General features: G+C 51.9%; 9 protein-coding genes. All 9 read right to left on the reverse strand.

Translation table 11 applies throughout. The features are described 5' to 3' along the window. Nucleotides 1-136 precede the first annotated feature (136 nt). The 9 genes from ABC395_RS16440 to tsf all read right to left on the reverse strand — a co-directional run bounded on the left by ABC395_RS16440 (nt 137) and on the right by tsf (nt 12474). The gene (locus ABC395_RS16440) at nt 137-4441 is read right to left on the reverse strand and encodes a PolC-type DNA polymerase III (protein WP_413004748.1); all 4305 of its coding nucleotides are present in this window, start codon (nt 4439-4441) and stop codon (nt 137-139) included. 117 nt (nt 4442-4558) lie between these two features. Continuing rightward, entirely contained in the window at nt 4559-6007 is a 1449-nt protein-coding gene (gene proS, locus ABC395_RS16445; RefSeq protein WP_413004750.1) for a proline--tRNA ligase, read from the reverse strand. 108 nt (nt 6008-6115) lie between these two features. Beyond that, nucleotides 6116-7366 (reverse strand): RIP metalloprotease RseP, encoded by a 1251-nt coding sequence (gene rseP, locus ABC395_RS16450; protein ID WP_413004751.1) that lies wholly within the window; start codon nt 7364-7366, stop codon nt 6116-6118. A 199-nt stretch (nt 7367-7565) separates the two neighbouring features. Continuing rightward, on the reverse strand, nt 7566-8711 hold the full coding sequence (locus ABC395_RS16455; RefSeq protein ID WP_413004753.1) for a 1-deoxy-D-xylulose-5-phosphate reductoisomerase: 1146 nt from the start codon (nt 8709-8711) through the stop codon (nt 7566-7568). Nucleotides 8712-8768: 57 nt separating this feature from the next. Further along, the gene (locus tag ABC395_RS16460) at nt 8769-9566 is read right to left on the reverse strand and encodes a phosphatidate cytidylyltransferase (RefSeq protein ID WP_413004754.1); all 798 of its coding nucleotides are present in this window, start codon (nt 9564-9566) and stop codon (nt 8769-8771) included. Between the two features lie 24 nt (nt 9567-9590). Beyond that, a complete protein-coding gene (gene uppS / locus ABC395_RS16465) occupies nt 9591-10361 on the reverse strand; it encodes an undecaprenyl pyrophosphate synthase (RefSeq protein WP_413004756.1) in 771 nt (256 codons plus the stop codon). 63 nt (nt 10362-10424) lie between these two features. Further along, nucleotides 10425-10979 (reverse strand): ribosome recycling factor, encoded by a 555-nt coding sequence (gene frr, locus ABC395_RS16470; protein ID WP_103993835.1) that lies wholly within the window; start codon nt 10977-10979, stop codon nt 10425-10427. 4 nt (nt 10980-10983) lie between these two features. Continuing rightward, nucleotides 10984-11709, reverse strand: coding sequence for a UMP kinase (pyrH, locus tag ABC395_RS16475; protein WP_009676779.1), 726 nt, complete (start codon nt 11707-11709; stop codon nt 10984-10986). A gap of 108 nt (nt 11710-11817) precedes the next feature. After that, complete coding sequence (gene tsf, locus ABC395_RS16480) at nt 11818-12474, reverse strand: translation elongation factor Ts (RefSeq protein WP_413004758.1); 657 nt, start codon at nt 12472-12474, stop codon at nt 11818-11820. Nucleotides 12475-12499 lie beyond the last annotated feature (25 nt).

The following is a 12499-nucleotide window of genomic DNA, read 5'->3' on the forward strand; positions in this document are numbered from 1 at the left end:
AAAGAGTGGGTTTCCCCACTCTCCGGTTCACAGTCGATATCCTCATTATTGCCAAGAAAAATTATACCATAACCGTCTAAAGGTTGACAATAGTAAGAAAAACTTACTCACCTTGTCACAAAGCGCTCCGCGCCTTTTAAAACAAGGACAGTTGATTCGATTCGGGCAATCCCCGGAAGCAGCCCATCCCGTTCAGCAGCTCGACGACAGTCTTCGAAGCCTTCGAACGGTTCTGGAAATCTTCGATCGAGAGAAAGTCCCCGCTTTCCTTGGAAGCGGCAATGTTGCGGGCGGCATTCTCCCCGATTCCCGGTACGGCCGAGAACGGCGGAATAAGCGAATCCCCGTCAATAATAAACTTCGTGGCGTCGGAGCGGTATAAGTCGATGGGCTTAAAGCTGAAACCGCGTGCGGTCATTTCCAAAGCCATTTCCAGAATGGAAATCATCGCTTTTTCCTTCGGCAGCGCCTGGAATCCTTTATCTTCGATTTCGATGAGCTTTTTCATGATCGCATCATAGCCCTGGCACAGCAGTTCGAGATCAAAGTCCTCCGCACGGACCGTAAAATAGGTCGCATAATACGCGATCGGATGGTAGACCTTGAAAAAGGCCGTACGCACCGCGGAAATAACGTAAGCGGCGGCGTGCGCTTTCGGGAACATATACTCGATCCGTTCGCAGGATTCAATGTACCAGGCCGGCACATTATGCTTCTTCATGTCTTCCTTCCACTCATCGGTCAAGCCTTTCCCTTTACGTACGCTTTCCGTGATTTTGAAGGCGAGGCCCGCATCCATGCCGGCTTTATAAATGAGATAGAGCATAATATCGTCCCGGCAGCCGATTACGGTCTTAATGTTGCAAATCCCCTTCTTGATCAGTTCCTGCGCATTGCCCAGCCAAACGCCGGTTCCGTGGGAAAGACCGGATATTTGCAGCAAATCGGCAAAGCTGCTCGGATGCGTTTCCTGAAGCATCTGCCGGACGAACTTCGTACCCATTTCGGGTACTCCATAGGTGGCGACAGGCGTTCTGATCTTCTCGGGCGGAACCCCGAGCGCATCCGTCGAGTGAAAAATGCTCATGACTTTGGGGTCGTTCATCGGAATCGTCGTCGGATCGATACCGGTCAAATCTTGAAGCATCCGCATCATGGTCGGATCATCGTGCCCGAGAATATCGAGCTTGAGCAGGTTGGCGTCAAACGCGTGATAGTCGAAATGCGTCGTTTTCCACTCGGAATTCTTATCGTCAGCCGGGAATTGTACGGGAGTGATATCGTCCACTTCCATATAATCCGGCACGACGACAATACCGCCGGGATGCTGTCCGGTGCTTCGCTTGACGCCGGTGCAGCCCGAGGCGAGCCGCGTAATTTCGGCGTTGCGCCATTTTTTGCCCTGGCCTTCTTCATACTTTTTCACGTAACCGAAGGCTGTTTTTTCCGCAATCGTACCGATGGTGCCTGCCCGGAACACGCTTTTTTCGCCGAAAAGCACTTTCGTATAGTTATGGGCGACGGGCTGATATTCCCCGGAAAAGTTCAAGTCGATATCGGGAACCTTGTCCCCTTTAAATCCTAGGAACGTTTCGAAGGGGATGTCCTGGCCTTCGCCTTTAAGCTTGTCACCGCAGGTCGGGCAGGTTTTATCCGGCAGATCGAACCCGCTCGGAATGCTGCCGTCCGTAAACCATTCGCTGAATTTGCACGAGCGGCAAATATAATGCGGCGGAAGCGGATTAACCTCGGAAATACCGAGGAACGTCGCGACTACGGAAGAGCCGACCGATCCCCGGGAACCGACGAGATAGCCGTCTTCGTTCGACTTTTTAACGAGCCGTTCCGAAATCAGATAGTTGGCCGAAAACCCGTATTTGATAATCGGCACCAGTTCTTTTTCAAGCCGCTGCACAACGAGTTCGGGAATTTCGTCCCCGTAAATCTGCCGGGCCGTGTCATAGCATTTGTCGCGGATTTCGTCGTCCGCTCCTTCGATGATCGGCGTAAACAGCTTGGTCGGAAACAGTTCGATTTCTTCAAAACGGTCGGCCAGATCGTTCGTGTTGCGCACTACGACTTCATGAGCCTTTTCCTGACCGAGGAAGCGGAATTCTTCCAGCATCTCGCGCGTCGTGCGGAAATGAGCGTCCGGTTTTTTCATGTCTTTGAGGGGACTGAAGCCGGTGATGCCATTGATCGTAATGTCTCGTGCGATCTTGTCCCGCGGCTCCAGGTAATGCACATTCCCCGTCGCAATAACGGGCTTGCCCTGCTTGGCGCCGATGGCGACAATCCGCTTCACGGCGTCTTCGAGATCCGCGCGGCTGCCGACCAGCCCTTTATCCACCAGATGCATGTTGTAGCTGACAGGCTGGATTTCCAGAACGTCGTAAAACTCGGCGACCTGCTCGGCCTCTTCCTGCGATTTGTTAAGAACCGTTTCGAAAAACTCGCCTTTTTCGCAGCCCGAAGCAATAAGCAGCCCTTCTCTCAGCTCGATGAGCCTGCTTTTCGGAATGGTTGCTACTTTATTGAAGTATTCCGTATGAGAAATCGAAATCAGTTTGAACAGATTTTTCTTTCCGACCGCATTCGTCGCATAAATACAGCAGTGAAAAGGTCGCTGATTCGATAAGTCTTTTCCCACAAAATCGTTCATACGTCCGAGATTCGTGATATTCCGGTCGTAGGCTTCATTGATCAAATGCTGGAGTACGTGTCCCAAGGCAATCGTATCGTCAATCGCCCTGTGATGGTTTTCCAGGCTTACTTTAAATTTGTCGGATAAAGTATTCAGCCTGTGATTTTTCATGGAAGGGAACAGCAGTCTGGCCATTTCCAGCGTATCCAGTACCGGATTCGTCATTTGCTTATGTCCCAATCTTTTCAGATTGGCCTGAATAAAGCCGATATCGAACCGGGCGTTATGAGCGACAAGTACGGAATCGCCGATAAATTCGATAAACTTGGGAAGCTCGTCGGCGAGCTCCGGTGCACCTTTGACCATCTCGTCGGTGATATTCGTGAGCTGCTGGATATGATAAGGAATTTTCTCATGCGGCTGGATAAACGTAGAATAACGGCCGATTTCTTTGCCTTCCTGTACCTTTACCCCGGCAATCTCGATAATTTTATTATTGAGGACGGACAGACCCGTGGTCTCGATATCAAAAACGACATAAGTGGCCTGCTTCAAATCCGCATCAATCGGGTTGAGGACGATCGGTACGGAATCGTTGACCACATTCGCTTCTACGCCGTAAATCACTTTGATACCGTTTTTCTTGCCCGCCTTGTTCGCATCCGGGTAGCTCTGCACTCCGCTGTGATCCGTGATCGCGATCGCTTTGTGGCCCCATTTTGCAGCCGTCTTGATATACTGGTCGACCGGCGTAATCCCGTCCATCGTACTCATCGTCGTATGAAGATGGAATTCCACGCGTTTCTCTTCGGCATCATCCATTCTTCCTTTGGGAGGCAGAACTTCGTTGATATCCGATGGGATCATCACCAGCTCGGGCACCATCATGAAACGGTCGTATTCCACACGTCCGCGCGCCCGAATCCAGGTGCCGTTGGAGAGCAGATTGAGAATGCGCACGTCTTCCTTCGTCTTCCCGAACGATTTCAGCATAAGGGAATCGGTGTAGTCGGTAACGTTAAACGAATATAAGGTGCTGCCGTTACGCAGCTCTTTCACTTCCAGGTTGAAGACGGCCCCCTGAATGGTAACCTTCTTCTCCTCTTCCACAATGTCCTGGATCGGCACCGGCGCATCTTTGATATCGTAGCCGACCATCAGCCGGACATCCGCATCGGGAATGGCCGACGCCTGCAGTTCCTGTTCGATGGACTGCATAATCTCCTGTGTAACAAGCTTCTCTTCTTCGACGATCTGCTGCGCAAACTTTTCGAATTCCTCGGTGCTTTTCTCACTGAGCGCATATTTCACGGTAAAATCGGTTTTAAAATAATCCTGAAAAAAGGATTTGACCCAGTTATCCATGTTCTTTTTCTTCGCGAGTTCAAACCCGATCTGATCCAGCAAAATTAACGTAAGCTGATTCCCCTGCACTTCGGTTTTGGCTTTGCTGAGCCATCCGTTTACCGTAACGGCTTCACGCTGCACCCACTCCAGAAAGAGGCTCCAGTATTCTTCCACGAGCCTGCTTGGCTCGGCGTTCTCCATGTGTATGACAAATCGCGTTTTGGCGATATGAGCGAACTTCTCTTGAACGTTCCGGCAGAAAGACCGGTACACGTCCTGCGGAACCATCTCCTGCTTCACCAGGTGGAAGGTCCACTCCCGGTTTTTCCGGCTGATCTCTACTTTGTCGATATAACCGTCTGCAAAATGAACCGTCGACATCTCGTGCGATATGTCCGCCTGCTTCATCAAAAGCTCGAACCGCTGCCTTTTATCCGGTGTATGACTCATGTCTTCCCTCCCCCAAGCTTCCGGCTTGCTCCGTTTGCCGCCTTGTTCTCATCCGGCCGGAAAAAGAAAAGGACAAAGAGAGAAAGTAATCTCGTTTGCCCTTCATTGTAATCGTGCTTAATAAGATTTACCGAAAACGACGGTGTGCTTGGCTTTATCTCCGCAAACCAGACAGGTTTCTTTCGATTCCCGCGGCGCAAACGGAATGTTTCGGCTCGTTGCTCCCGCCTCTTCTTTGACCTGGGCTTCACAAGCTTCCGAACCGCACCAGCCTGCAAGCGCAAACCCGCGGTTCGTTTCCAAGTATTGCTTAAATTCATCCAGCGTGTCTACCGCGATCAAATGCTCTTCAAGGTGCTGCTTCGCACGGTTGAACATCTCTTGGTGTATCTCTTCCAAAAGCTGCTGAACTTCCTGAACGAAGTTGACCTGCTGGACGATTTTCTTCTCTCCGGTAATCCGGGATACGAGAACGATTTGGCCGTTCTCCATGTCGCGCGGTCCCAGCTCGACGCGGATCGGAACGCCGCGCATTTCGTACTCGTTGAATTTCCAGCCCGGACTCAGGTCCGCACGGTCGTCCACTCTTACCCGTACACCCGCCTGCTTTAATTCCGCAAACAGCTCATCCGTACGGGCCACGACCTGCTCTCTCGTTTTAGGAGGGCCGATCGGGATCATGATTACTTGTGTAGGAGCGACTTTAGGCGGCAGCGCCAGTCCGCGGTCGTCCCCGTGTGCCATGATCGTCGCGCCGATCAGACGAGTGCTCACTCCCCAGGAAGTGGTATGCGCGAACTGGTGCTGATTTTCCCGGTTCAAATATTTAATGTCGAAGGCAACCGCAAAATTGGTGCCTAGATAATGCGAAGTACCCGCTTGTACCGCTTTGCCGTCTTTCATCATGGCTTCGATCGAGAACGTATCCACCGCACCGGCAAACTTCTCGGAAGGTGTTTTCTGACCGATGATAACAGGCATGGCAAGGAAGTTTTCAGCGAAATCTCTGTAAATCTCCAGCATCTGCATCGTTTCACGCCGCGCGTCTTCTTCGTCCTCGTGAGCGGTATGTCCTTCCTGCCACAAAAACTCCGTCGTACGAAGGAACGGCAGAGTACGTTTCTCCCAGCGGACCACGTTCGCCCATTGGTTGATAAGAAGCGGCAGGTCACGGTAGGAATTGATCCATTCCGCGTACATATGACCGATCATCGTCTCGGAAGTCGGACGGATGGCCAGACGCTCTTCAAGCTTCTCGCCGCCCGCTTCGGTTACCCATGGAAGCTCCGGATTGAAGCCTTCCACATGTTCTTTTTCCTTCTGGAAAAAGCTCTCCGGGATGAATAGCGGGAAATAGGCGTTGCGGTGCCCCGTTTCCTTGAAACGCTTGTCTAGCTCACGCTGGATGTTTTCCCAAATCTCGTAGCCGTCCGGCTTGAAAACCATGCACCCGCGAACCGGGGAATAGCTCATAAGGTCGGCTTTTTTGATGACATCAATGTACCACTGGGAGAAATCTTCGCCCTGCGGCGTAATTTCCCGGACAAATTGTTTATCTTTGGACATACGGATCCTCCTACGGAAGTCCGTCCGGCGGGGCGAACGCAAGGTTCACCCGGCGGGCGGACAGGCATCGTTTCACCTAACGGTTACATTTCTCTATCATAATACAGATTAGCTTTTAATTAAACGTAAAATATCGTTGTAGGTCACGGCGACCATCAATAGCATGAGCATGGCAAAACCGATAAAGTGGACCATGCTTTCGCGGTTGGGATCTACCGGCTTGCCGCGAACCGCTTCGATGGCAAGAAATACGAGCCGGCTTCCGTCAAGCGCGGGAAACGGCAGCAGATTAAACAGCCCCAGATACAGGCTTAACAGCGCCACCCAGTAAATGTACGATTCGCTGCCGTGGCTGGCGAACTCTCCCGTTACCTGCACAATGCGTACCGGACCGCCCAGATCGTCCATTTTGAACTGACCCAGCACGAGCTTCTTAAATCCGTCCAGGATTCCAACTGTGGAAGTAGACACATAGTTGTAGGTACCCTTTATGGTTTCCCCAAAGGAGGCCGAACGCTTATCTCCCGTAATATATACACCGACCTTGCCGTTCTCATCCGGAGTGATTTCGATTTTTTTCTCGACGCCGCCCCGCTGGATTACCCAGTTCATTTTCTGGTTGGGCGAGGAACCGACCACCTTCATAAACTTCTCGCGGCTGTCTCCGATCGTCTCCTGGTTCACGGACACGATGACGTCTCCGGCCATAAGCCCCGCTTTCTCGGAAGGGCGGCCGGGCTCCAGCTTGTCGACTTTAACGTTCGTCGGAACTCCCTGCATAATAACGAGAGTGAGAAACAGAACCGCGGCCAGCAAAAAGTTCATAACCGGACCCATCAGAATTGACAGGAACCGCTGTCCCACCGTTTTGCTGCCGAACTGCCGGTCAAGCGGTGCGATCTGTGTTTCCACGCCGCGGGTAACCATGAGGGCATCCGGCTGAACGGGGTAACGGACCTGCTCGTCTCCCACTTCAAGCTTTACAAACAGATCTTTCTCCAGATCGATCTGCTGTACGGAGCCTTGAATGACGTTCGCCCGCTGGTCAAGCTGATCCAAATAAAGCTTGGTGACTTGATTGTCTTTGTTTAACTTCACGGCAATCGTCTGTCCGTCCTGGACTTGTACGATTTCCGGGTCTTCGCCCGCCATGCGGACGTATCCGCCGAACGGAAGCAATCTCAATGTGTAACGAGTTTCGCCCTTTTTATATGAAAATAATTTTGGTCCGAACCCGATAGCGAATTCACGCACCAAAATTCCGGCCCGTTTCGCAAAATAAAAATGTCCCCACTCATGAATCGTGACGAGGACGAAGAACATAAGGACGATTTTCAGTCCTGTCTCAATGCTTCCCAACCCGCATCTGCCTCCTCCGGCGCTTTCTCTCCTGAAAGCCGTCTCGTTTATGCTTACGTATGTTCCTAATGTACCATTATTGAGCGGGCTAATACAAGCAATCGCCTATGTCAGTATACGCGGGAACACGGGGCTCATAGACTAAAAAACCGGCCGTCCGGAAAATTTCCAGAGCGGCCGGTTCACCCTTCATAGAGGCTCAGCCGAGCAGAGACGCGGTTTCACGCGCCCACCGGTCGGCTTCCAAAATATCACCGATCTGCGGATTGCTCAACACCGAATGCCTTTGCAGACATTCTTCTATAATCGTTTCAATACGGAGAAAAGGAATCTCTCCCCGCAAAAATTTCGCTACGGCTTGTTCGTTGGCCGCATTAAACACGGTCGGTGCCGTGCCTCCGGTCCGGCCGCTTTCGTAAGCCATGCGAAGGCACGGGAACCGGTCGAAATCCATGGGCCGGAAATTCAGCGTGGCGATTTCCGCAAGATCCAGGGATTTGGCCGGAGACAGGAGCCGGTTCGGGTAGGACAACGCGTACTGGATCGGCACGCGCATGTCCGGGTTTCCGAGCTGGGCTATGATGCTGCTGTCCTTGAACTCGACATAAGAGTGAATGATGCTCTCCGGATGCAGAAGCACACCGATCTGATCGTAAGGCAGGTCAAAAAGCCAGTGGGCTTCGATGACTTCAAGCCCTTTGTTGACCATGGTCGCCGAGTCGATCGTGATCTTTGCACCCATGGACCAGTTCGGATGGTTCAACGCCTGCTCCACGGTGACGCCTTCCAGCTCCTCCCGGGTACGATCCCGGAAAGAACCGCCGGAAGCCGTGATGGTGATTTTCCTGACCTCTTCCCGGCGTTCGCCGTTCAGACACTGGAAAATCGCGGAGTGTTCGCTGTCGATAGGCAGCAGCCGTACGCCTTTGCGTCTTGCGGCTTCCGTTACCAGATGCCCCGCGCTTACAAGCGGCTCTTTATTCGCCAGGCCGATCGTTTTGCCCGCTTCAATCGCAGCGATCGTCGGCTCCAGCCCCCGGTTGCCGACTACAGCCGTTACGACCAGATCCGCATCGGTTCCGGCAGCGGTCTCCAGAAGCCCCTCTTCACCGTACATAATCCGCGTACCGCCGGGTATAAGAGCGGATAATCTGTCCGCCAGCTCCCGTGTGGCCACCGAAGCCAGTTTCGGCTTGAACCTGCGGATTTGCTCGGCCAGAAGCTCCACGTTTTGGCCGCCGGCAAGAGCTTCGACCGTAAATTGTTCCGGATGATGGGCGATCACATCAAGTGTCTGTGTCCCGATCGAACCGGTGGAACCAAGTATTGCTATTCGTTTATTCATAATCTCCCCCGTTGGATGAGCCTGGGTTTATTCTGTCTGATGGACGCGTAAACCGGTTCAGGAAGGAATCAGGGCAAGCCAGTGGACAAGCGGAAAAACGATAAGCCAGCTGTCCACGCGGTCGAGAATTCCGCCATGACCCGGCAGAATAGTCCCCGTATCCTTAATCCCTTTCACCCGCTTGTAAGCGGATTGGATAAGGTCGCCAAATTGTCCCGATACGGCTATAACGACTCCGATCAGTACCGCACGAGCCGGAGACAGAAGTTCCGGACGGGCCAGGGAGAAACACAGCCCCGCCACGATAGCGATCAGCACTCCGCCGAGTGCTCCCTCAACCGACTTTTTCGGGCTGATTACCGGCCAAAGCAGATGTTTGCCGAATTTCGATCCGACAAAATACGCGCCGGAATCCGTCGCCCAAATACAGACAAAAATAAGGAAGGTCCAAAACAAACCATGCTCGGGTATCCACCGCGTCATGATCATATAGTGAAATCCGACACCGATGTACACCACTCCGAGAAAAAGAAGCGACACCATGTCGATCGTGATTTTGTTTTTGGACAAGACCGTGGCGGCCATCAACACGAAGGCGGCTCCCCAGATCAGGCCGACCTCGTTAAGCTCGTAGGTAAACCGGTGCAGCTCCCATGGAAGGGTTAGCAAGATCAAAGCGATCATGCCGACCAGCCATGTGATCCGGTGGTCTTTCAACTTGTTCATTCGCACATACTCATCAAAGCCGATTATGGCCATAAGTACGATAAGGGCGGCAAACCAGTTGCCGCCGACAGCCAGCAGGCCCAGAAATCCGGCTCCGGCTATCGCTCCCGTCAGAATTCTCTGCTTCAACGCTTCATTCCTCCAAACCGATGCTTACAAGCCTCCGTATCGTCTTGCCCGTCGTTGGTATTCGGCAACGGCCCGGTAAAAATGCTCTTCCGAGAATTCAGGCCAGTAAGCTTCCGTAAACCATAATTCGGTATATGCGAGCTGCCACAGCAGAAAATTGCTAAGCCTCAACTCTCCGCTCGTCCGGATCAGCAAGTCGGGGTCGGGTAGTCCGGAAGTGAGCATATACGAAGAAAACGTTTCCTCGGACAACTCTTCCGGGCGAAGTTTACCTTCCCGGACATCCCTCAGCACATCCTGAACGCCGGCGAGCAGTTCTTTGCGGCCACCGTAATTCAGAGCAAAGTTTAAAATGAGGCCTGTGTTATTCTTTGTACGCTCGATGGCATCCTCAATGGCATTCAATGTGTAATCCGGCAGGCTTTCTTTCCAGCCGGTCATACGAATACGCACATTACGCTCAATCAGTTCTTCGATCTCCAAAGGAAAAAATTCCTGGGGCAGCTTCATGAGGAATTCGACTTCCTCTTTCGGCCGTTTCCAGTTTTCCGTGGAAAATGCATACATCGTCAGCACCTTGACTCCGATACTGTCGGCTGCAATGGTGATTTTCTTCACATTCTTCATACCGGAATGGTGCCCGGCCACACGGGGAAGTCCGCGCTGTTTCGCCCAGCGTCCGTTTCCGTCCATAATAATGGCAATATGAGACGGAACGTTGTCCAACTCCAAATGGGGAGACTTCTCGTCCTGTGCAGACTCGTTTCCAAGCCATTTTTTCAGTTGATTGAACATCTTTTTTCCCCCACTATGGAAAGATGAAAAGCCCCCGGTATTTCAGGGGGCGACGATAGCCGTTTACACTTCCATAATTTCTTTTTCTTTACCTGTCAGGACCTTCTCGACTTCAGCCGTGAATTTGTCCGTAAATTTCTGAATATCGTCTTGGTGACGACGAGACTCGTCTTCCGAAATACCGTTTTTCTCCTGCTTCTTGATGTCATCGTTGGCATCGCGGCGGATATTACGGATAGCGACTTTGGCCTCTTCCCCGTATTTGCGGGTCAGCTTGACCAGATCGCTACGGCGTTCTTCCGTAAGCGGCGGGATGACCAGACGAATCACCGTACCGTCGTTAGCCGGAGTCAAGCCCAGCTCGGACTTAAGGATGGCTTTCTCGATGGCTCCCATAGAGCTTTTATCCCACGGCTGAATGATCAGCGTGCGGGAATCCGGCGTGGAGATGTTAGCCAGCTGGTTGACCGGAGTCAAGGCGCCGTAGTATTCCACTTGGATTTTATCCAGCAGCGCAGGGTTTGCGCGGCCTGCACGCAGAGTAGCCAGATCGCGCTTGAGTGCGTCGATAGCCTTGCTCATCCGCTCTTCTGCATTCTTTTTAATCGATTGCGGCATACGATTATACACTCCCTTTGACAATGGTACCGATTTTTTCGCCGAGGACTACCCGTTTAATGTTACCATTCTCTGTGATCGAAAATACGATAAGCGGGATATTGTTGTCCATGCACAGCGAGGAAGCGGTTGAATCCATCACGCCGAGATTTTTGTTAAGCACCTCAAGATAAGTGAGGGTCTCGTATTTCTCGGCCGTTTCGTCTTTGAAAGGATCAGCGGAGTAAACTCCGTCCACTTTGTTTTTGGCCATCAGGATAACTTCCGCTTCAATCTCGGCCGCTCTAAGCGCAGCCGTCGTATCCGTGGAAAAATAAGGGTTACCTGTTCCGGCAGCAAAGATGACGACTCGGCCTTTCTCCAGATGACGAATCGCTCTTCTGCGGATATAAGGCTCCGCTACCTGCTGCATGGAAATGGAGCTTTGCACACGGGTCGGCACGCCAATATTCTCCAGCGCGTCCTGCATAGCCAGGGAATTCATGACTGTCGCAAGCATACCCATGTAGTCCGCCGTAGCCCGGTCAATGCCTTTGGCACTGCCTGCAATCCCGCGCCAGATGTTGCCTCCGCCCACGACGATAGCAACTTCCACCCCGAGATCAACCACATCTTTCACCTGCAGGGCGATAGAAGAAATGATGTCCGATTCGATCCCGAATCCTTGCTGTCCGGCAAGAGCCTCGCCGCTCAGCTTTAAGATTACTCTTTTATACAAAGGTCGCTCCAACTTTGGTACCCTCCGTTCTGACAAATCAGCGTGCTTCTATCTTTCTTATACCGTTTCTGTTTATAAAAGAAGGAACACAATGTGTTCCCGCTTTCGGTCCGTTCGGTATTAGGCGTTGCCTTTGGCTTGTGCCATTACTTCTTCTACGAAGTTGTCGACTTTCTTCTCAAGACCTTCACCCAGCTCAAAGCGTGCAAAGCGGCGGATGGAGATGTTCTCGCCGATCGTGCTGATCATTTCGTTCAGCAGAACGGATACCGTTTTGTCCGGATCTTTGATGTAAGATTGTTCCATCAGACAAATTTCTTCGTAGTATTTGCTGATGCGGCCTTCAACCATTTTGTCCACGATGTGAGCAGGTTTGCCTTCGTTCAGCGCCTGGTTGCGAAGAATTTCTTTTTCTTTATCAAGCTCTTCGGTCGGAACTTCTTCACGACGTACGTAGGAAGGGTTCGCAGTTGCGATTTGCATCGCGATACCTTTTACGAAATCACGGAAGTTGTCCGTTTTGGCGACGAAGTCCGTTTCGCAGTTAACTTCAACGAGAACGCCGATACGTCCGCCAGCATGGATGTAGGATTCTACAACGCCTTCGGTAGCTACACGGCCCGCTTTGTTAGCGGCAGCGGCAAGACCTTTCTCGCGAAGGATTTCGCTTGCTTTCGTCAGATCGCCTTGTGCTTCGTCCAGCGCTTTTTTGCAATCAAGCATACCTGCGCCTGTTTTTTCACGCAATTCTTTTACCATTGCTGCTGTTACTGCCATAATAGGGACCTCCCTAAGAGTGTAA

The sequence above is a fragment of the Paenibacillus canaveralius genome, from assembly GCF_047238265.1.
Classification (GTDB): domain Bacteria; phylum Bacillota; class Bacilli; order Paenibacillales; family NBRC-103111; genus Paenibacillus_F.